The sequence below is a fragment of the Streptomyces sp. NPDC101225 genome, assembly GCF_044767585.1.
GTDB lineage: Bacteria > Actinomycetota > Actinomycetes > Streptomycetales > Streptomycetaceae > Streptomyces.
Window position 1 is genome coordinate 23,411 of record NZ_JBIWOE010000061.1, and the last position, 18,611, is coordinate 42,021.

General features: G+C 70.0%; 21 protein-coding genes and 2 pseudogenes. 14 read left to right on the forward strand and 9 right to left on the reverse strand.

What is annotated here, in order from left to right:
- Nucleotides 1-267: 267 nt before the first annotated feature.
- The 6 genes from ACIRPX_RS42650 to ACIRPX_RS42675 all read left to right on the forward strand — a co-directional run bounded on the left by ACIRPX_RS42650 (nt 268) and on the right by ACIRPX_RS42675 (nt 5,080).
- On the forward strand, nt 268-1,227 hold the full coding sequence (locus ACIRPX_RS42650) for an ATP-binding protein (protein WP_404205508.1): 960 nt from the start codon (nt 268-270) through the stop codon (nt 1,225-1,227).
- A 58-nt stretch (nt 1,228-1,285) separates the two neighbouring features.
- Complete coding sequence (locus ACIRPX_RS42655) at nt 1,286-1,678, forward strand: SCO5389 family protein (RefSeq protein ID WP_404205509.1); 393 nt, start codon at nt 1,286-1,288, stop codon at nt 1,676-1,678.
- Nucleotides 1,679-1,822: 144 nt separating this feature from the next.
- Nucleotides 1,823-2,266 (forward strand): Fur family transcriptional regulator, encoded by a 444-nt coding sequence (locus ACIRPX_RS42660; RefSeq protein WP_404205510.1) that lies wholly within the window; start codon nt 1,823-1,825, stop codon nt 2,264-2,266.
- A 119-nt stretch (nt 2,267-2,385) separates the two neighbouring features.
- Nucleotides 2,386-3,324 (forward strand): metal ABC transporter solute-binding protein, Zn/Mn family, encoded by a 939-nt coding sequence (locus tag ACIRPX_RS42665; RefSeq protein ID WP_404205512.1) that lies wholly within the window; start codon nt 2,386-2,388, stop codon nt 3,322-3,324.
- An 11-nt stretch (nt 3,325-3,335) separates the two neighbouring features.
- Nucleotides 3,336-4,202 (forward strand): metal ABC transporter ATP-binding protein, encoded by an 867-nt coding sequence (locus ACIRPX_RS42670; RefSeq protein ID WP_404205513.1) that lies wholly within the window; start codon nt 3,336-3,338, stop codon nt 4,200-4,202.
- Nucleotides 4,199-5,080 carry a metal ABC transporter permease gene (locus ACIRPX_RS42675; RefSeq protein WP_404205514.1) on the forward strand — a complete coding sequence of 294 codons (882 nt, stop codon included), beginning with the start codon at nt 4,199-4,201 and terminating at the stop codon, nt 5,078-5,080. The genes ACIRPX_RS42670 and ACIRPX_RS42675 overlap by 4 nt, the downstream gene beginning before the upstream one ends.
- A 95-nt stretch (nt 5,081-5,175) precedes the next feature.
- Here ACIRPX_RS42675 and ACIRPX_RS42680 read toward each other — a convergent pair.
- Nucleotides 5,176-5,896, reverse strand: a pseudogene (locus tag ACIRPX_RS42680) (cation transporter).
- Nucleotides 5,897-5,898: 2 nt separating this feature from the next.
- The gene (locus tag ACIRPX_RS42685; RefSeq protein WP_404205515.1) at nt 5,899-6,234 is read right to left on the reverse strand and encodes an ArsR/SmtB family transcription factor; all 336 of its coding nucleotides are present in this window, start codon (nt 6,232-6,234) and stop codon (nt 5,899-5,901) included.
- Nucleotides 6,235-6,351: 117 nt separating this feature from the next.
- On the opposite strand from ACIRPX_RS42685, the gene rpmF reads away from it, so the two are divergent.
- From rpmF to ACIRPX_RS42705, 4 genes are all read left to right on the forward strand, one after another.
- Nucleotides 6,352-6,522, forward strand: a complete 171-nt coding sequence (rpmF, locus tag ACIRPX_RS42690) for a 50S ribosomal protein L32 (protein WP_404205516.1) — start codon at nt 6,352-6,354, stop codon at nt 6,520-6,522.
- Nucleotides 6,523-6,528: 6 nt separating this feature from the next.
- Nucleotides 6,529-7,710 carry a GTP-binding protein gene (locus ACIRPX_RS42695; protein WP_404205517.1) on the forward strand — a complete coding sequence of 394 codons (1,182 nt, stop codon included), beginning with the start codon at nt 6,529-6,531 and terminating at the stop codon, nt 7,708-7,710.
- A 288-nt stretch (nt 7,711-7,998) separates the two neighbouring features.
- Nucleotides 7,999-9,024 carry a permease gene (locus ACIRPX_RS42700; RefSeq protein ID WP_404205519.1) on the forward strand — a complete coding sequence of 342 codons (1,026 nt, stop codon included), beginning with the start codon at nt 7,999-8,001 and terminating at the stop codon, nt 9,022-9,024.
- Nucleotides 9,021-9,743, forward strand: coding sequence for a TIGR03943 family putative permease subunit (locus ACIRPX_RS42705; RefSeq protein WP_404205520.1), 723 nt, complete (start codon nt 9,021-9,023; stop codon nt 9,741-9,743). Before ACIRPX_RS42700 ends, ACIRPX_RS42705 begins: the two co-directional genes overlap by 4 nt.
- A 24-nt stretch (nt 9,744-9,767) precedes the next feature.
- Here the strand turns inward: ACIRPX_RS42705 and rpsR are convergent, their stop codons facing one another.
- From rpsR to rpmG, 4 genes and pseudogenes are all read right to left on the reverse strand, one after another.
- The gene (gene rpsR, locus ACIRPX_RS42710) at nt 9,768-10,010 is read right to left on the reverse strand and encodes a 30S ribosomal protein S18 (protein ID WP_404205529.1); all 243 of its coding nucleotides are present in this window, start codon (nt 10,008-10,010) and stop codon (nt 9,768-9,770) included.
- Nucleotides 10,011-10,028: 18 nt separating this feature from the next.
- Nucleotides 10,029-10,669: pseudogene (locus ACIRPX_RS42715) on the reverse strand (GTP-binding protein); the annotation flags it as partial.
- Nucleotides 10,666-10,923, reverse strand: a complete 258-nt coding sequence (locus ACIRPX_RS42720) for a type B 50S ribosomal protein L31 (RefSeq protein ID WP_404205521.1) — start codon at nt 10,921-10,923, stop codon at nt 10,666-10,668. The gene ACIRPX_RS42720 and the pseudogene ACIRPX_RS42715, both read right to left, overlap by 4 nt.
- Before the next feature lie 5 nt (nt 10,924-10,928).
- A complete protein-coding gene (gene rpmG / locus ACIRPX_RS42725) occupies nt 10,929-11,093 on the reverse strand; it encodes a 50S ribosomal protein L33 (RefSeq protein ID WP_161297569.1) in 165 nt (54 codons plus the stop codon).
- A 79-nt stretch (nt 11,094-11,172) separates the two neighbouring features.
- Between rpmG and rpmB the strand changes: the two genes are divergently transcribed.
- Both rpmB and rpsN read left to right on the forward strand, forming a co-directional pair.
- Nucleotides 11,173-11,409 carry a 50S ribosomal protein L28 gene (gene rpmB, locus ACIRPX_RS42730; RefSeq protein WP_404205522.1) on the forward strand — a complete coding sequence of 79 codons (237 nt, stop codon included), beginning with the start codon at nt 11,173-11,175 and terminating at the stop codon, nt 11,407-11,409.
- Entirely contained in the window at nt 11,409-11,714 is a 306-nt protein-coding gene (rpsN, locus tag ACIRPX_RS42735) for a 30S ribosomal protein S14 (protein WP_404205523.1), read from the forward strand. Before rpmB ends, rpsN begins: the two co-directional genes overlap by 1 nt.
- Before the next feature lie 201 nt (nt 11,715-11,915).
- On the opposite strand, the gene ACIRPX_RS42740 is transcribed toward rpsN, so the two are convergent.
- Nucleotides 11,916-13,982: a putative Ig domain-containing protein gene (locus ACIRPX_RS42740; protein WP_404205524.1), complete on the reverse strand. Its 2,067-nt coding sequence runs from the start codon at nt 13,980-13,982 to the stop codon at nt 11,916-11,918.
- 373 nt (nt 13,983-14,355) lie between these two features.
- Between ACIRPX_RS42740 and ACIRPX_RS42745 the strand changes: the two genes are divergently transcribed.
- Nucleotides 14,356-16,023, forward strand: a complete 1,668-nt coding sequence (locus ACIRPX_RS42745) for a YibE/F family protein (RefSeq protein WP_404205525.1) — start codon at nt 14,356-14,358, stop codon at nt 16,021-16,023.
- Between the two features lie 162 nt (nt 16,024-16,185).
- Here ACIRPX_RS42745 and ACIRPX_RS42750 read toward each other — a convergent pair whose 3' ends face one another.
- Both ACIRPX_RS42750 and ACIRPX_RS42755 read right to left on the reverse strand, forming a co-directional pair.
- Entirely contained in the window at nt 16,186-16,473 is a 288-nt protein-coding gene (locus ACIRPX_RS42750; RefSeq protein WP_404205530.1) for an L-tyrosine/L-tryptophan isonitrile synthase family protein, read from the reverse strand.
- A 160-nt stretch (nt 16,474-16,633) separates the two neighbouring features.
- A complete protein-coding gene (locus ACIRPX_RS42755; RefSeq protein WP_404205526.1) occupies nt 16,634-16,804 on the reverse strand; it encodes an L-tyrosine/L-tryptophan isonitrile synthase family protein in 171 nt (56 codons plus the stop codon).
- Between the two features lie 1,002 nt (nt 16,805-17,806).
- Between ACIRPX_RS42755 and ACIRPX_RS42760 the strand changes: the two genes are divergently transcribed.
- Nucleotides 17,807-18,424, forward strand: coding sequence for a DUF5134 domain-containing protein (locus tag ACIRPX_RS42760; protein ID WP_404205527.1), 618 nt, complete (start codon nt 17,807-17,809; stop codon nt 18,422-18,424).
- Nucleotides 18,425-18,611: the final 187 nt, after the last annotated feature.

Consider the following 18,611-nt stretch of genomic DNA (forward strand, 5'->3'; position numbering starts at 1 on the left):
CGGCGCAACACGTCTCTCGCCCGTCCGGTCACGGCAGCACGGCAGGTGCCGCAGACGACGAGGGTGAAAGGGCGGAGACGCGGACTGCCGGCGGCATCGCTCACGTCCATACCTCCTTGGTGATGGTCAAAGAGAGCTCCCGTTTGCACCATGGGCGCCCCAATTCACCTGGCAGGCGAGTGAGTTGGGGCGCGGGTGATTTGACTCCCGTTCCGCGCACCACCAGCCTATGCTCATGAAACCCATTTCCAATAGGGGGGCCTAGTCATGCGCGTTGCCTTCGTGGGCAAGGGCGGCAGTGGCAAGACGACCCTGTCCGCTCTCTTCGCCCGTCACCTGGTGCGCTCCGGCGCCCCGCTCCTCGCCATTGACGGCGACATCAACCAGCACCTGGCCTACGCCCTCGGCCTCGGCGAGGACGAGCTCTTCACTACCCCGCCGCTCAGCGCGCGGACCGGCGAGATCAAGGACTACCTGCGCGGCACCAATCCGCGGATCCCCTCCCGCGACGCCATGGTCAAGACGACGCCGCCCGGCCGCGGCTCCCGTCTGCTGCGGCTGCTGGGCGACGACGACATCCACACCCCGCACGTCCAGGAGGTCGCCGGCGTCCCGCTGATGGTCACCGGCGCCTTCGAGGAGAGCGATCTGGGCGTGGCCTGCTACCACTCCAAGCTCGGCGCGGTCGAGCTCTACCTCAACCACCTCGTGGACGGCCCCGGCGAGTACGTCGTCGTCGACATGACCGCCGGCGCCGACGCCTTCGCCTCCGGCCTGTTCACCCGCTTCGACATGACCTTCCTGGTGGTCGAGCCGACCCGCAAGAGCGTCTCGGTCTACCGCCAGTACCGCGACCACGCCGCCGAGTTCGGCATCCCCGTCGCCGTGGTCGGCAACAAGGTCACCGGCGAGAACGACCTCGACTTCCTGCGCGCCCACGTGGGTGAGGACCTGCTCGCCCACTGCGAGCAGTCCTCCTACGTCCGCGCCCAGGAACAGGGCCGCGACCACGGCGAGCTGGAGCCGCACAACACCCGCACCCTGGACCGGTTGCGGGCGGCCGTGGACGCCCGGCCCAAGGACTGGGCAGCCTTCCAGCAGCACGCCGTCGACTTCCATCTGCGCAACGCCGCCGCCTGGGCCAACGCAGCCACCGGCCAGGACCTCGCCGCCCAGGTCGACCCGGACTTCCGGCACGGCCCCGCGGCGCTGGCCGCCCTCGTCTGACCCTCACCCCCCAGACACCCGCCTCAAGAACAGCACTACAGAACAGGACACCCCCTTTATGTCGCTCGACGTCTCCCCGCAGCTGCTCGCCGAAGCCGAGAACGGCCAGGTGCGGGAGCAGGACTTCGTGGAAACCGTCCGCACCTCCCTCCCCTACGCCTACAACCTCATCGCCCGCCTGGCCGGCGAACTACGCGGCAGCACCGCCGAGTTCGCCGACAACCAGACCCCGCCGCCCTCCGAGAAGGAGCGCGGGCAGCTGCTGCGCGCCCTGTCCAGCGACGCGATCCGCGGCAGCCTGGAGCGCCACTTCGGCATCGCCCTCGCCTTCCAGAACTGCCACCGCGTCGCCGCCTTCCACCCCGAGGCGCGCGGCGGCGAGACCCACACGCGCTTCACCTCCCAGCGCGCGCAGATCCTCAACCAGTCGCCGGAGCTCCGCGACTGCTGAGACGAGGCGCCGCACGCGGTCATCTCGTCGGGCGCCGCCACCGCAGCGGCGCCCTCTCGGGACTCAGACGCCAGTAGTCATGGAATTCATATTCAATTAGCCTGTGCGGCGAATCGGTCCCCAACGGGGCGGGAGGCAGGCGTCATGCACGGGGTGTCGACCGGCGAACGTGCGCCGGCCTGGCGGTCGACCCGGCAGCGGGCCGCCGTTCTCCGGGGGCTGCACGGCCGCCAAGGCTTCGTCTCCGCGCGGGAGTTGCACGCGGCACTGACCACCGAGGGTGCTGTCGTGGGACTGACCACCGTGTACCGGACCCTGCGGATGCTGGAGCGGGAAGGACACGTCGACGTCGTACGGGAAAAGACCGGGGAGCGCCTCTACCCGCCCCGGCCCGCGGACGGGCACCGGCACTATCTCGTCTGCCGCGACTTCGGCATCAGCCTGGCCGTGGAGGCGGAGGCGGTCGAACGCTGGGCCGACGGCGTGGCCGCGGCCACCGGCTTCGCCGAGGTTGAGCACACCGTCGAGCTCACGGGGATCTGCAACCGCTGCGGGCGCCGACCGGAGGGGCAGGCGTCGCACCCGTAGCCGGGACGTCAAGTCTTGGCAACGATTTTCATATCGATCAGATCTGGCATGCTGATGACATTCGTTTTCATCTAGCGTGAGGGGCAAGCACCCCGTTCTCATCTGTCGTGGAGGAATACATGCCCTCGTCCCCGTCCCGGCGCCTGGCGCTGATCACCGGCGCTTCCCTGGCTCTCCTGGCGGGCTGCGGCAGTTCGTCGGACTCCGGCAGCGACAAAAGCACCGCGCAGGGCGCCGCCTCCTCGTCGAAGGTCAAGGTGGTCGCCTCCACGAACGTCTACGGCGACATCGCCGAGCAGATAGGCGGCGACAAGGTCGACGTCACCTCGGTCATGAGCAACCCCGACCAGGATCCGCACTCCTACGAGGCCAACACCCAGAACCAGCTGTCCCTGTCGAAGGCGAAGGTCGTCATCGAGAACGGCGGCGGCTACGACGACTTCGTCGACCGCATGCTGGGCAGCGGCAACAACTCCTCCGCCGAGGTCATCAACGCCGTCAAGGTCTCCGGCCGCACCGCTCCCAAGGGCGGCGAGCTCAACGAGCACGTCTGGTACGACTTCCCCACCGTCGCCAAGATCGCCGACCGGATCGCCGCCGCTCTCGGCAAGGCCGACCCCGCGAACGCCGCCACCTTCACCAAGAACGCCGAGACCTTCAAGGGCAAGCTCGCCGGACTGGAGGCGAAGGAAGCGGACATCAAGAAGAAGCACGGCGGCGAGGCCATCGGCATCACCGAACCTGTGCCGCTGTACCTGACCGAGGCGAGCGGCCTGGTGAACAAGACCCCTGCGGAGTTCAGCGAGGCCATCGAGGAAGGCGACGACGTCTCCCCCAAGATCCTGCAGGAGACCGTCGCCCTGTACAGCGCCAAGCAGGTCAAGGCCCTGGTCTACAACGCGCAGACCTCCGGCCCGCAGACCGAGAAGATCGAGAACGCGGCCAAGGCGGGCGGCATCCCCGTCGTCCCCGTCACCGAGACCCTGCCCAACGGCAAGGACTACCTGGGCTGGATGACCGCCAACGTCGACGCGCTCGCCAGCGCGCTGGACAAGTGAGCCGGCCGGTCATGGCCTCCGTACCCCAGGCCCGCCAGGAAAAGACCGATCACCACGGCACCGGCCCCGCCGCGGTGATCGGCCTGCGCGGCGCCGCCCTGTCCTACGGCGCGCGCACGGTGTGGCAGAACCTCGAACTCGACGTACGGCCGGGCGAGTTCTGGGCCCTGCTCGGACCGAACGGATCGGGGAAAAGCAGCCTGGTGCGGGCCCTGCTGGGCCGACAGCCCCTCTCCGCCGGAACGGTGACCGTCCTGGGCCGCGCCCCGCGCGAGGCCGCCCGGCACATCGGCTACATCCCCCAGCAGGCGGAGGTGTCCGCGCAGGCGCTGCTGCGCGCCCGCGACCTGGTCCGCTTCGGCATCGACGGCCACCGCTTCGGACCACAGCTGCGCACGGCCGGCGTCCGCCGCCGGGTGGACGAGATCCTGGAGGCGGTCGGCGCCACGCCCTATGCCGACGTCCCGCTCGGCATGCTGTCCGGCGGCGAACGTCAACGCGTGCGCATAGGCCAGGCGTTGGCCACCGACCCCAGCATCCTGCTCTGCGACGAACCGCTGGTCTCCCTCGACCTGCACCACCAGCGGGCCGTCACCGAACTGATCGACGCCCGCCGCCGCTCCCACGACACGGCGGTCGTCTTCGTCACCCACGAGATCAACCCTGTGCTCGACCTCGTCGACCGCGTGCTGTACCTGGCCCCGGGCGGCCACCGCGTCGGCACCCCGGACGAAGTACTCAATTCCGAGTCGCTGTCCCGGCTCTACGGCACCCAGGTCGACGTCGTCCGCGTGCGCGGCCGGGTCGTGGTCGTCGGCGTGCCCGACGAGCCGGCCACCCCACCGCACCACACGGAGAGGGAAGGAGTACGCCCATGACACTCGCCGACGGCATATGGCAGCAGATCTTCGCCTTCGACAACTACGGCGAACTCCTCGCCCTGGTCCGCAACTCCCTCATCGCCGGCGCCGCCCTCGGCCTGATCGGCGGCCTGGCCGGGGTCTTCGTCATCATGCGCGACCTGCCCTTCGCGGTGCACGGCATCAGCGAGCTGTCCTTCGCCGGCGCCTCGGCCGCCCTGCTGCTGGGAACCAACATCGTCGCGGGCTCGATCGTCGGCTCGCTGCTCGCGGCCGGCGCGATCGGCGTCCTGGGCACGCGGGCCCGGGACCGCAACTCCGCCATCGGTATCCTCATGCCGTTCGGCCTGGGCCTCGGCGTCCTCTTCCTCGCCCTCTACAAAGGCCGCGCCGCCAACAAGTTCGGCCTGCTCACCGGTCAGATCGTCGCCGTCGACACCCCGCAGATGGCCTGGCTCCTCGGCACCTCCGCCGTGGTCCTCGCCGCCCTGGTGGTGATGTGGCGGCCACTGACCTTCGCCAGCGCCGACCCGGACGTCGCCGCCGCCCGCGGGGTGCCGGTACGGGGGCTGTCGTTCGCCTTCATGCTCGTGCTCGGGCTCGCGGTGGCCCTGTCGGTACAGGTCGTCGGCGCGCTCCTGGTCCTCACCCTCGTCGTCACCCCCGCCGCAGCCGCCGCCCGCGTCACCGCCTCACCGGTCCTGCTGCCGTTGCTCAGCGTGGTCTTCGCGGTGGCCTCGATCGAGGGCGGCATCCTGCTCGCGCTGGGCAGCTCCATCCCCATCAGCCCCTACGTCACGACCATCTCGTTCGGCATCTACGCCGTCTGCCGACTGGCCGGCACCTACCGTGCCCGGCGCTGGGGAGCCCGAACAGCGGCTCCCCAGCCCGCCTGAGAGCCGGCCCTTCGCGTCCCTGGCCGGGCAGCACCTCCCCAGCTTCCCGGCCAGGGACGGCGGTTCGAGGACCGGTCACCGCAGAGCGGTCTCCGTCACGGGCAGCAGCCGCCCCCGGCGGCGCAACCGCAGGCATCCTCCTCCCGCCGGTCCTCGCCCGGCGCGACGGCTGCCGGTGCCGCGCAGCATCCCTCCCCGCGCCACGCGTCCCGCCCTTCCTTCACCGCGATCGCGGCGATGACCAGGCCCGCCAGTAGATCGGCCCGCGACCAGCCGAGCACGGCGTTGGCGACCAGGCTCAGCAGGACCGCCGACAGATAGGTGCACAGCGGGGTCTGCTTGGAGTCGGCCACGGCGGAGGCGGAGCCGAGTTGCCGTCCGGCGCGGCGCTGGGCCGCCGACAGGAACGGCATGACCTCGAGCGAGAGTGCGGCCAGCGCGATGCCTGGCAGGGAGCGCGTGGCCTCGCCCGTGCCGGTCAGGGCCCGTACGGGCGTCCACGGCGACGTAGGCGGCGAGCGCGAAGAACGACGGCGCGATGATCCGCAACGCTGTCCTCTCCCTGGCCTCGCGCACCGCATGCTCGCGGGCGGAGAACTGCCAGGCGACGGCCGTGGCGGAGGACACCTCGATCACGGAGTCCAGGCCAAAGCCGATCAGCGCCGTGGACGATGCCAGGGCCCCGGCCGTGAGGGCGGCGATCGCCTCGATCACGTTGTAGGTGATGGTCGCCGCGACCAGCAGCCGTATCCGCCTGGCCAGGGCGCCGCGCCTGGCCGGACCAGGGCCGAGAACCACGGATGTCGCTGCGCTCATGGTCAGCAGCACCCCTTGTCGTCTGCCTCGGTGCACGTCCGGTCGCCCTCGACGGCGACCACGGCGGTGCGCAGGTCGTCGAGTGCGTGACCGAGGCGTTCGTCGGCGAGTTCGTAGCGGCTGCGGCGGCCGTCAGGGACGGTGACGACCAGGCCGCAGTCACGCAGGCAGGCCAGGTGGTTCGACAGCCTGGTGCGGGAGACGTCCAGCGCGTCGGCGAGGTCGGCGGGGTAGGCGGGCGCTTCCCGGAGGGCGAGCAGGATGCGGCAGCGGATCGGATCGGCGAGCGCCCGGCCGAACCGGACCAGCACGTCGATGTCGGAGGCGCCAGTCAGCACAGATCAACGGTACACAGATTCCTGAATTCAGGAAAGCGTGAACCGGAAGGAAGCCAGTCCGTAATGGTGTTCATTTTCATGTATCCTCTACTCGCTACCCGATCCAGGAGGACCCCTATGGCCGTTCCCAAGCGGAAGATGTCTCGCAGCAACACCCGCCACCGCCGCGCTCAGTGGAAGGCGACGACGCCGGTGCTCGTGCCGGTCACCGTCGACGGAGTGCCATACCTGGTGCCCCAGCGGCTGGTGAAGGCGTACGAGCGCGGGCTGCTGCGCCCCGAGGGCTGAGGGTTGATGCCGTCCGATCCCTCCGGCCGACTGCCCGTCACCGTCCTGTCCGGGTTCCTCGGCTCGGGCAAGACCACCCTCCTCAACCACGTCCTCGGCAACCGCGAGGGACTGCACGTCGCGGTCATCGTCAACGACATGAGCGAGGTCAACATCGACGCCGCCCTGGTGCGCGGCGGCGAGGCGGCCCTGTCGCGTAGCGAGGAACGCCTGGTCGAGATGACCAACGGCTGCATCTGCTGCACCCTGCGCGACGACCTGCTTCAGGAGGTCGACCGGCTTGCTCGCGAGGGCCGCTTCGACTACCTGCTCATCGAGTCGTCCGGCATCTCCGAACCCATGCCGGAGGCCGCGACCTTCGCCTTCGCCCGCGACGACGGAGCCACCCTCGGCGACATCGTGCGCCTGGACACCATGGTCACGGTCGTCGACGCCGCTGGCTTCCTGCCCGAACTGGCAAGCGGCGACGAACTCGCAAAGCGCGGCCTGGACCAGTACGAGGACGACGAACGCACCGTCAGCGACCTGCTGATGGACCAGATCGAGTTCGCCGACGTCATCGTCCTCAACAAGCTCGACCTCGTCGACGAGGAGTCCGCCGACCGGCTGCGTGCGACGCTCACCCGCCTCAACCCGGCCGCATCGGTCATCCCGGCCGTCCACGGCCGCGTGAAGGTGAGCGACGTACTGGGCATCAGGCTGTTCGACCTGGAACGAGCCCAGCAGGCTCCCGGCTGGGTGAGGGAGCTCAACGGTGACCACGTCCCCGAGACGGAGGAGTACGGGATCTCCTCTACCGTCTTCCGCTCCGAACTGCCTTTCCATCCCGGCCAGCTGTGGACGTTCGTGACGGCAGAACTCGACAGCGGCGCGTACGGACAGATCCTGCGCTCCAAGGGCTTCTTCACCCTCGCCAGCCGCCCGCACGTGACGGGCCTGTGGTCACAGGCCGGCTCCGTCGCACGCTTCGAGCCCTCAGCCGCACGCGACGCCGACAGCCCGGACGCCCAGGAACTTGTCTTCATCGGCACGCACCTGCGTCCGGACGCCCTGCACGCGGCACTGACCGACTGCCTCATGGCCGACGGAGAGAGCCTGCCGCCCGCCGACCCATTCCCCGCCTGGGACACCTACGGCATCGACGACACCTGCGAGCACGAGCACCCCGAACTCGTAGCAGGCGCCTGAAGACCCCGGGCCGGGCGGCGAACGCAGCCACGGCGCCGCCCGGCCCGGCATGCACACCGATCCGGCCGAACGTCTTGGAACAGATCCAGTCCGCCCGGCGCCCCGACATCGCCGTTTGGACACCGGCCAGCCACCCGGGTTCGCTGCCGGTGACACCGCGAGGTGCCCTGGTCCGGGGTCTGCGCAGCCGTTACCTTGACAACTTCCCGCGAGGCGAAGCCCGGTCGGCGCACAGCCGGTGTCGCTAGAGTCGGCGCGTTCGTGGTGTCGTAGGGCGAAGCGAGTGGTGTGAGCGAGCAGGAGTACACAGAGGTCCCGCGCGGGCTCGGCGACGTCGTACGCCTGGTCGTACGGGCACTCGTGTACGTCGTCCTCGGCGGTCTCGCGCTCATCGCGATCGTCACGGTTGGCGGTGTTCTCGGGCCGGAGGTCGCGTTCGACCTGTACACCCCGCCCGTCGCCGCCTGGTGGACGGTCTTCACCGCTGTCGTCGTCCAGGGCGTCCCGTTCCTGCTGCTGGGCACGGTCGTCTCCGCCGCCATCGGCGCCCTGGTACCCGAGCGCGTCTTCAGCCGCCTGCTGCCGCGCAACCCGGCGCTCGCCGTCCCCGTCGCGGGCGCGGCCGGTGCCGTCCTGCCCGGGTGCGAGTGCGCGTCCGTGCCGGTGGCCGGCAGCCTGATGCGGCGCGGGGTGGCCCCGGCCGCCGCGCTCGCCTTCCTGCTCTCCGCGCCCGCGATCAACCCGGTCGTCCTGGTGGCCACGTCGATCGCGTTTCCCGGGCAGCCGCTGATGGTGGTGGCCCGGCTGGTGGCCTCCTTGGCCACGGCCGTCGTGATGGGCTGGCTGTGGGCGCGCTTCGGGCGGGAGGAGTGGCTGCGGCTGCCGGCGGCGCGTACGACCGGATCCGATACCTCCCGCGCGGGTGCCTTCGCGGCCGGGCTGCAGCATGACTTCCTGCACGCCGGCGGGTTCCTCGTGCTCGGTTCGGCGGCCGCGGCGACCTTCAACATCGCGGTGCCGCGCACGGTCCTCGACGTCTTCACCGGATCGGCGTGGCTGTCCGTGCCGCTGCTGGCGCTGCTCGCCGTGGTGTTGTGCGTGTGCAGCGAGGCCGACGCGTTCGTGGCCGCCTCGCTCAGCGGGTTCGCGCCCACCGCCCGGCTGGCGTTCATGGTGGTCGGGCCGATGGTCGACCTGAAACTGATCGCGCTGCAGGCGGGCACCTTCGGCCGGGCCTTCGCCGTCCGCTTCTCCTCGGTGACCTGGGCGGTCGCGCTTTTGGGCAGTGTGCTCGTTGGGTGGTGGCTGCTGTGAGACGGTACGGGCCGGCCGTGCTGTTGCTGCTGGTGGGCGCCGCGGTGCTGCGCATCTCACTGTTCAGTGCTCTGTATCTGCGGTACGTGCAGTCCGGACTGAGGCCGTATCTGATCGCGTCCGCGGCGCTGCTGGTGCTGCTGGGCGTGGCTGCGGGAGTGAGGGCCGCGCGGGAGGTGCCGGACGAGGACGAAGACCCGCACGACCACGGGCACGCCCATACGACCGGCCCGCGCCTTGCCTGGCTGCTCGTGCTGCCCGCCGCCGCGCTGCTGCTCTTCCCGCCGCCCGCACTCGGTTCCTACAGTGCGGCGCGGGAGGACGCGCAGCGCGCGGCGCAGGGCGTCGGCACGTTCCCGGCATTGCCCACGGGTGATCCGGTGGACCTCAGCGTGGCCCAGTTCAGCTCCCGCGCTGTCTACGACAGCGGTCACTCGCTGAAGGGCCGTACCGTCCGGCTGACCGGCTTCGTCACCCACGCCGACGGCGACACCTGGTACGTGACCCGGCTGCTGGTCTCGTGCTGCGCGGCCGACGCGACCACCAGCAAGGTACAGGTGCGCGGCGCGGACGCCCCGCCGACGGACACCTGGGTCACGGTCACCGGCACCTGGCACCCCAAGGGCCGGCTGGGCATGTCGGCGGCCTGGCCCCCAGTGCTGGACGCGAAGACGGTCAGGCAGGTCAAGCAGCCGTCGGACCCGTACGAAAAGCGGTGACTCTTCTCCGTACGGTCGTCTCGGCTATCGGGAGCTGTGGGGCATGAGCGCCATCTCGCGGGCGTACTTGATGGCCTGCGCTATCGGCCGCTGCTGCTGACGCGTCACACGGGTCACCCGACGGCTGCGGATCTTCCCGCGATCAGAGATGAACTTCCGCAGCAGATCGGTGTCCTTGTAGTCGACGTACGTGATACCGGCGGCCTCCAGCGGATTGACGCGCTGACGCTTGGCGGGCTGCCGCCCGGTGCTTGTGCGTCGAGGCATGGTGAGGTCGTTCCTCTCTCCCAGGGCGCCGCTCTCCACGCGTAGCTTGCGTGCGCCCGGCGTGAGCTGGGCGAGCAGCGCATGGTCGGTGTCGTCGGCGACCTCGCCGCCCGCACCGCACGCATACCCTTCGACGACGGCGATCACCGCGGGGTACTCCAACTGCCGCGCGAAGGTGTCGGAGACAGTGCGCTGGTCGGTCGGGGCGGCGGCGAGGCCGACATCGGCCAGGTCGTCGCCGTTCGGCAGGTACGGCAGAACGAGTGCGGGGTCGACCACGGTGGCGACCCCGGTCAGCGCCAGCGGTGCGCCCGCGGCGGCGATGACCGCGGCCATGGCCTGGGGCTCGACGGAGTCCCACAGTTCCACGACGGCCAGCCGGTACCGTCCCTCCTCCGCGAGCCGCAGCAGTTCCGGGACCAGGTCCGCACGCAGCACGCAGCACGCACAGTCGTTCACCAGGGGCGCGTCGCCCCTGCCCAGCTGACCGCCAACATCGCGCACCGTGCGGTGCACCGAGCCGTCGCATCTGTCAGGTCGTGGTGCAGCACCACCGCGCCGGGCACCGTACGCAGGATCTTCTCGACGGCGGTCCGGCGGGCGTCGGCGTGCAACCCGGCGAAGATCGCCACCGGCAGCCGCCCCGGGTCCGCGCTCACTGATCGCTCCGTGAGCGTCCGTAGCGCCGCTCGAAGCGCTCGACCCGCCCTGCGGTGTCCAGGACTCGCTGGGTGCCGGTGTAGAAGGGGTGGCTCGCCGAGGAGATCTCGACGTCGATGACCGTGTAGGTGTTGCCGTCCTCCCACTCGACGGTCTTGTCGCTGGTGGCCGTCGACCGGGTGAGGAAGGCGAAGTCGGCGGCCCGGTCACGGAAGACGACCGGGCGGTAGGCGGGGTGGATTCCGGGTTTCACGGCTCTCAGCGCTCCTCACGGAAGTCGACGTGGCGGGCGACGACCGGGTCGTACTTGCGGAGTGTCAGTCGGTCGGGGTCGTTACGGCGGTTCTTGCGGGTGACGTAGGTGTAGCCGGTGCCAGCGGTGGACCTCAGCTTGATGATCGGGCGCAGTTCGTTGCGGGCCATGGACAGCACCATACAGTGAACTGGTTTTCATTTTCATCAAGAGATAGGGTCCTGCGGTATCCACCACCGAGGAGGAACCATGTCCGCCCACTGCCAACTCACCGGCCGACAGCCGGGCTTCGGCCATCGCATCTCCCACTCGCACCGGCGCAGCAAGCGCCGCTTCGACCCCAACGTCCAGAGCAAGCGCTACTGGCTGCCGAGCGAAGGACGCCACGTCCGGCTCACTCTCTCCGCCAAGGCCATCAAGACGGTCGACACGATCGGCATCGAGGCCGCGGTGGCTCGCATCCGCGCCCGGGGAGGGAAGGTCTGATGGCGAAGAAGAGCAAGATCGCGAAGAATGACCAGCGGCGCCTCGTCGTGGCCCCCCATGCCGCACGCCGCGCCGAGCTGAAGGCGATCATCTCGTCTCCCCAGACATCCGACGAGGACCGCGCGACCGCGCAGAGGGAACTGCGTCGGCAGCTCCGCGACGCGAGCGCCGCCCGCCTGCGCAACCGCGACGCCGTGGACGGGCGCCCCCGCGGCCACCTGCGCGCCTTCGGCCTGTCCCGCATCCGCGTACGTGAGATGGCCCACGCGGGCGAGCTCCCTGGCGTGACCAACAGCAGTTGGTGACCCGGCACGCCAGGGGCTCACGACGGGCGCGCCAGCGACGCAGCCCGCATCCGTGCCCGGTTTCGAGCGCGCCTCCCGCCCCTTTGAACGGCGGGCGGGCGGCGGCACCGGCTCGTGGCGTTCTGCGGCAAGCCGGTGGGTACGGCGTACCCGGCACGCGGGCGGCTTCCGCGTGCGGGACCCGGGGGCCGTATCGGAAGATCAGCTGGTCGTCAGGGCTGTGTCGTCCACGACGAAGCTGGTCTGCAGCGAGAAGTCCTCCACGCCGTTGAACTTCAGGGTGACCGTCTGCCCCGCGAGGGAGGACAGGTCGAAGGTCTTCTGGCTGTAGCCGGAGGCTTTGTTGAGGTTCGAGTAGGTCGCGAGGGTCTTCGAACCGGCGGTGACCGTCAGCTTGTCGTACGGGGTGCTGGTGGTGGTCTCCGAGCTGTCGATGTGCAGGTAGAAGGTCAGGGTCGCCTGGCAGCCGGCCGGGATGGTCACCGACTGGGAGAGCGTGTCGGTGTGAGTGGTGCCGTAGCCGTCGAGCCAGGCCTTGTAGGAGCCGCTGTGGGCGGCCTCACCGGAGTCGGTGGTGATGACGCCGCTGGTCGCGCTCCAGCCTGTGCTGCCGGACTCGAAGCCCGGGTTGGCCAGCAGCTGGGACGAGGTGCAGCCGCCGCCGGAGCCAACGGTCCAGGTGAAGGAGGTCGAGCCGGAGGCGCCGGTGGAGTCCTTGGCGGTGACCGTGACCTGGTAGGTGCCCGCGGTGGAGGCCGTACCGGAGATCAGGCCGGTGGAGCTGTTGATGGACAGCCCGGTCGGCAGGCCGGAGGCACTGTAGGTGAGCGAGGCGCCGCCGCTGTCGGAGGCCGAGATCTGCAGGCTGACCGAGCCACCGGTGGTGGACGACTGGCTGCCCGGGTTGGTGACGGTCACCGTGTTGCCACCGGTGCCGCCGCCGGACGTGAAGGCTGCGGTGCCGTTGGGTGTGCCCCAGCCGGTCGGGCCGTCGTAGCCGGTGCCGGCGGTGCAGAAGTACGACGGGGAGCAGCTTCCGTTGTTGCCGCTGGTGACGTCGTACAGGTTGCCGGTGTGGGAGTACGGGTACTTCGCCGGGTAGTCGCTCGCGCCCGGAGTGCCCGCGAGGGCGTAGACCGAAGCGAGGATCGGGGAGGAGGCGCTGGTGCCGCCGTAGACGGCCCAGCCGGAGCCGCCGTAGGTGTCGTAGACGGCCACGCCGGTGGCGGGGTCGGCGACCGCGGAGACGTCGGCCTCCATGCGCCTGGAGCAGCCGGTGTCGGTCTGCCAGCTCGGCTTCGGGTCGTAGGCGGAGCAGCCGGAGCCGGTGCCCTCGGAGGAGTTGGTCTTCCAGACGGACTCGCTCCAGCCGCGCGAGTTGGAGGAAGTGGTGAGAGCGGTGCCGCCGACGGCGGTCACGTACTGGGAGGTTGCCGGGTACTCGGCGCCGTAGGCGGAGTCGCCCGAGGAGACGGTGATCGCAACGCCCGGGTGCTTGAAGTAGGCGGCGTCGTCGCTGGTCTGGGAAGAGGACTCGCCGCCGCCCCAGCTGTTGGAGACGAACTTGGCGCCGAGCGAGACGGCCTCGTTCTCGGCGGTTCCGAGGTCGGCCATGGTGGGCGCGTTGGCCTCGACCAGGATGATGTTGCAGTTCGGGCAGACCGCGCTGACCATGTCGATGTCGAGCATCTCTTCACCGGCCCAGCCGCTGTCGTTCGTCGGCAGGGAGGTGGTGGAGCCGGTCTGGCTGACCTGCTTGAAGCAGCCGTTGGCCTTGGTGCAGGACGACAGGCCGTACGTGGAACGGTAGGTGGCCAGGTCCGACTCGGCGTTGGGGTCGTTGTAGGCGTCCACGATGGCGACCGTCATACCGGACCCGGCCGAGGTGGGCAGGTTGTAGGCGCTGTGCAGGTTGGCCGGGGAGAGGCCGGAGGGCGCGGCGGCCAGCGCCGAGGCCAGGCGCTGCTTGATGTCGGTGCGGCGCTGGGCGAAGCAGGACGCCTGACCGGGCGTGGCGGTGGCACACAAGTGCTGGGTCGGCACCTTCTGGCCGGCCTTGCCGGTCGAGTGGTAGGTCTGCCGCTCGGGGGCGGTCAGTGCCTTGTTGTTCTGCGTGACCTTGGAGGTCTGAGGGTGGGTCGCGGCAGGCTGGGCGCCGGCCGTCGGTGCGGCGGTGAATCCGGCGACGGTCAGAGCGAGGGCGGGAAAGGCGACACCGACGAGTCTTCGCAGACTCCGTCTCCGCCCGCTCGGGTGTGACTCACGCATGGGGTACTGCCTCCGGTTGACGTGGGGATTCGCACTGGATGGGCAGGCCTGTGATTGCGCGTAGCAGCGGCGGAAACCGCGCAGTCATGAGCATGACAAACGACGTTCATCCCACATGCCGAATGAACGCGACATGACAGGACGTGGAGGAACATACGCCCGAAGGGCGTGAACCGGGAGCGCCACAGGGATTTCTTTGCCTCTCCATAGGATGGGGATGGTCACTCCGTTGGAGAGAGGCGAGCCGGACTTGAGCGGTCACGGGAAGATCCGCAAGCGCTCTTTCCACCGAGGCACCAGTGCTTGCGGCAGTCTCGGCGGGCCGGATGACGTGCGCCGGTCCTGATCTTCTGGCGATGCTCGGGCTGAGTCCATGACGCAGCCGCTCCCGTACTCTTCCTCAGAGCCGCCGCGCAGGACCGGCTTCAGAGGGGGCACGGACAACCGCGAGGGAGACGGCATGGGAGCCGCTGACCGGCAGAGTGCCGGAGACTGGAACCGGGTCGGCGACCCGCCCCGTCTCAGTGGTGATCGCGCGAGCGAATACGGCCACGACTACGAGTTCGGGAGTCCTCCCGGCCCCGGCTACAGACCCGATGTCGGCACGGGTCACATCCCCTCGCCGGCCATAGGCCACGGGCACACCACCGCCATGGGCGACGGGCGCGCCACAGTGACCGGCATCGGACATGGTCCCGATCACGGCCCCGGAGCGGGCGCGGGCGGTCACGGACGCCCGCACCCCGGCGGCCACAGCCACAGCCACGGGCCCGCCGCGCCGGTCTCCAAGCACCTGCGCAAGGTCATCGCGGCGGTCCTCATCCCGTTCACCGGGGCCGTGCTGGTCGGGCTGGTGGTGCTGTGGCCCGGCGGTGCCCCGGCCCACCAGCGCAGCGGCGTGGGCTTCGACCGGCAGACGCAGCAGGCGACGGTCACCAAGGTGGTGGATTTGAGCTGCAAGTCGGCGAACGCCTCCAGCCAGGCACCGGCCGGCAGCGCCGGCTCCTCCGCCTCGCAGCAGGCGAAGGGCACCTGCAAGAAGGCGACGATCCGGGTCGACTCCGGCAAGGACAAGGGCCGTACGTTCACCGAGATCGTGCAGCCGGACCAGTCGCGGCAGTTGCACCAGGGCGAGAAGGTCGTGGCCGCCTACGAGCCTTCCGCCCCCAAGGACCTGCAGTACTCGGTCACCGATGTCAACCGCCGGTTCCCCATGGCGCTGCTCGCCGGCATTTTCGCGCTCGCCGTCGTGGTGGTGGGCCGGATGCGCGGTCTCATGGCGCTGATCGCGCTGGCCGTGAGCTTCATGGTGCTGACCTTCTTCATCCTGCCCGCGATCCTCCAGGGCTCGAACCCGCTGCTCGTGGCGGTGATCGGGTCGAGCGCCATCATGCTGCTCGCCCTCTACATGTGCCACGGCCTGTCCGCCCGTACGTCCGTCGCGGTGCTCGGCACGCTGCTCTCGCTCGTGCTGATCGGTGTGCTCGGCTCGGGGTTCATCGGCTGGGCCGCGCTGACCGGCAACACGGACGACAGCACCGGCCTGATCCACGGCCTGTATCCGTCGATCGACATGAGCGGCCTGCTGCTCGCGGGCGTCATCATCGGCTCGCTCGGTGTCCTGGACGACGTGACGGTCACCCAGACATCGGCGGTCTGGGAGCTGCACGAGGCGAACCCCTCGATGGGCTGGCGAGGGCTGTACCGGGCCGGTATCCGTATCGGCCGGGACCACATCGCGTCCGTCGTCAACACCCTCGTCCTCGCCTACGCGGGCGCCGCACTGCCGTTGCTGCTGCTCTTCTCCATCGCGCAGAGCGGCGTGGGGACGGTCGCCAACAGCGAACTGGTGGCGGAGGAGATCGTGCGCACACTGGTGGGCTCGATCGGCCTGGTCGCCTCGGTCCCGGTCACGACGCTGCTCGCGGCACTGGTGGTCGCCGCCGATCGTCCAGGTGCGCAAACAGAAACGGCGGCAGCGGGCATGGTGGTGGCCGGGCCAGCAGCTGCGGGCCGGGGCGGGCGTCGACGGAAGCATTGAGAGCGATCACTTCAAGGGTGGGCCCGAGCCGCGCAGTCCGTTGCCTGGCCGCCCCGGCATCAGGCTTGCCGCAAGGGTTTCAGCCAGTCAGTTTCAGCTTTGCTCGACGTGGCTTGCTCTGCCGCCGCGCAGTATCAGACGCCCCAGCTCGGCGGCTCTGGCTCAGGGCACGAGAGTCCATTTGCCGTTCCCGCGGCGCAGAGCCGCGGAGTGCCACGGTGTGGTCCAGACATCGGGTGCGCCGAGGAGACGGATACCGAGGTTGGGCGTGCCGACGGGATGGGGGATGTCTAAGCGTACGGAGTGGGGATGGTGGTCGGCGACGAGGTCGCCCCAGGCGCGGCTGCGCTGGATGACGCCGTAGGCGTGTTGTCGACATTTGCGCTGGGGGGTGACCGGGTGCCGACGTAGTCGGCGGCGTCCTTGAGGAGGAAGCGGGTGACGCCGCAGTAGGGAGCCAGAACGTGGTCATCGGCGCGGATCTCGGCCCGCAGCGCCTCGACGGAGGGGGCGCGCCGACCGTGGACGTGAGCTCGTTTCGGCTCGTGCGGGAGGTCGCCGAGGACGTCACGCAGGTCGAAGACGGACAGCCTCTCCAGGCCCAGTTGGCTTATGGGAGGATGCGCAGTTCGTCGGCGTAGGCGTCGATGTGCTCGTCAGGGACGCCGATGAGGTCGCCGAAGACGTGGCCGTCGGAGCAGATGGTCACGCGGGCGCCTGGTGGGTAGATGCGCTCCATCTCCGGGCACAGGGCGTTGAGGAACGTGAGAGAGACGCTCACCCATGCCGGGGCGATGACCGAGGACCTGCCGGGATCGGGGATTTGCAGGGGAAGCCGGGCAGGGTGAAGGCAACTGGAGCACCGTCGCACACGAAGTCGGTGATCCGGCGCCGTTGCTGAGGGAACGCCGCGGCGGATGCGCGGTCCCGGTCGGTTGTGCGGTGGTGGGGCAGGAGCAGGTTCATGATCGCGACGCCAGTGCTCGTGGGGAGAGTATCCGGTGCGGTCGTCAGCGACATGTCGTTCCTCCGGGAGACGTGCGGGCATGGCGCCGTGGCGTAATGCGGCCAGGCGCCGATGGTCGAGCGAGACGATCACCGAGTCACCGGCCGGGACGTTCGTGCCATGCAGGTCGTCGTCCTGGTCGAGGAAGCGCTTACACCCCACCCACCGGCAGCGGCTACTTCGTCGCCCTACCCGACGTGCGCGACGACAAGGACTGGTTCGGCCGCGGACTACTCACCATGTGAGCGGCCCGCCGCTGCGTACCAGTGCCCGCGTGCCCGCGCATCTTCGATGCCCCCGGACTCGGACGCAGACCATTCGCTGGGACACGACCCGGTCGGCCCCGTGCGGTGCGGCCGAAGAGCGGCGTCAGCACTCCAGTCGGCAATCATGCCCCCGCACGGTGGTGAACCGGGCAACCCGGCATGGGAACAGGTGAGTCGTCACTGTTTCGGCTCCGACATCATCAGTCCGGTCCGGGGGATCGGTGACCACTGGCCCAGCGCGATGTGTTGGCCGTCAGGTTTCCGACAGCCGTCAACCGCGAGCGCTGACGTTGCGCCAGGCCGCCGGGGCTCTGCGTCAATCGGTTCGTTGGTCGCCAGTACCCCGGCCTGCCGCGTTTCCCCGGCCGCCCATGGTCGAGCAAGCTCACGGATGGCCGAGCACCGCAGGAGCCCACCACCCGGTGCCGCGGCTCCTGTGCGCGGGCCCTGCCCCCGCGCGCCCGGTTACGCCCCGCCGCGCGGAGGAAGGAGGAGAGCGGGGGTGGGTTCCATGGGAGAACCACCGTTGGTGGGATGGCTGTTGACAGCCCTCGGCACAACCACGGGCGTGCTGTGTCTGCTGAGGTCCAGAGCAGGGGCGGCGGCCGACCCGTACAAGCGCCGTACCACACGGGCCGAGGGGGCGATGGGCATCGGGATGGCCCTCATGGCGGCTCCCGCCCTCGCGCACAGAACAGGTGCCTGGGGCCCAATGGCGTTGGGCGTGCTGTTCACCGCCCTCGCCGTACGGGTGGTGCTGTTCGCCCACGGCGAGTCGCACCGCCTCCACCACACTGTCGATGCGGCAGCCATGGCCTACATGGCGGTCCTGATGGCGCTCGCGGCCGGTGGCTCGACCAGGGGAACGATGGCGGGCATGCACGACGGCGGCCACGCCACGATGGGTCCGTCCCTGGTGAACCTGACGCTGCTGGGCTACTACATCATCTATGTGCTGTGGTCCGGGGTTCGGCTGGTCCCCGCAGCGACCGTCGGATGCGCCACGGCGCCGACTGTACCGGGGCGGCCGGTCCGCGCACGGTCGAGTGTGTGGCAAGCGTCGGAGGTGGGCAGGGCATGCCGTCTGTCGCTGGCCATCGGCATGCTCGCGATGGTGCTGGGGATGTGAGCAGCTCGTCCGGACCGGCGGACCGCCCTCCTGTCCCGAGGAAGGATGGTGATCCGGGCCTGGGTCAGGTCGGCGTGTCGCGGGCGGCGAGGCGGGCGAGGTAGGCGTTGTAGGCGGTGAGTTCGGCGTCGTGGTCCCGGTCGGCCTGGCGGTCGGTGCGGGCCGCGGCGCGGCGGTCGCTGCCGGC

Excerpts from the sequence above, each read along its gene's own strand:
- ACIRPX_RS42665 (WP_404205512.1), top strand. The coding sequence starts at position 2,386 with ATGCCCTCGTCCCCGTCCCGGCGCCTGGCGCTGATCACCGGCGCTTCC.
- ACIRPX_RS42660 (WP_404205510.1), top strand. The coding sequence starts at position 1,823 with ATGCACGGGGTGTCGACCGGCGAACGTGCGCCGGCCTGGCGGTCGACC.
- rpsN (WP_404205523.1), top strand. The coding sequence starts at position 11,409 with ATGGCGAAGAAGAGCAAGATCGCGAAGAATGACCAGCGGCGCCTCGTC.
- ACIRPX_RS42695 (WP_404205517.1), top strand. The coding sequence starts at position 6,529 with ATGCCGTCCGATCCCTCCGGCCGACTGCCCGTCACCGTCCTGTCCGGG.
- ACIRPX_RS42760 (WP_404205527.1), top strand. The coding sequence starts at position 17,807 with ATGGGAGAACCACCGTTGGTGGGATGGCTGTTGACAGCCCTCGGCACA.
- rpmG (WP_161297569.1), bottom strand. The coding sequence starts at position 11,093 with ATGGCCCGCAACGAACTGCGCCCGATCATCAAGCTGAGGTCCACCGCT.
- ACIRPX_RS42655 (WP_404205509.1), top strand. The coding sequence starts at position 1,286 with ATGTCGCTCGACGTCTCCCCGCAGCTGCTCGCCGAAGCCGAGAACGGC.
- rpsR (WP_404205529.1), bottom strand. The coding sequence starts at position 10,010 with ATGCCTCGACGCACAAGCACCGGGCGGCAGCCCGCCAAGCGTCAGCGC.
- ACIRPX_RS42675 (WP_404205514.1), top strand. The coding sequence starts at position 4,199 with ATGACACTCGCCGACGGCATATGGCAGCAGATCTTCGCCTTCGACAAC.
- rpmB (WP_404205522.1), top strand. The coding sequence starts at position 11,173 with ATGTCCGCCCACTGCCAACTCACCGGCCGACAGCCGGGCTTCGGCCAT.
- ACIRPX_RS42670 (WP_404205513.1), top strand. The coding sequence starts at position 3,336 with ATGGCCTCCGTACCCCAGGCCCGCCAGGAAAAGACCGATCACCACGGC.
- ACIRPX_RS42650 (WP_404205508.1), top strand. The coding sequence starts at position 268 with ATGCGCGTTGCCTTCGTGGGCAAGGGCGGCAGTGGCAAGACGACCCTG.
- ACIRPX_RS42745 (WP_404205525.1), top strand. The coding sequence starts at position 14,356 with ATGACGCAGCCGCTCCCGTACTCTTCCTCAGAGCCGCCGCGCAGGACC.
- ACIRPX_RS42740 (WP_404205524.1), bottom strand. The coding sequence starts at position 13,982 with ATGCGTGAGTCACACCCGAGCGGGCGGAGACGGAGTCTGCGAAGACTC.
- rpmF (WP_404205516.1), top strand. The coding sequence starts at position 6,352 with ATGGCCGTTCCCAAGCGGAAGATGTCTCGCAGCAACACCCGCCACCGC.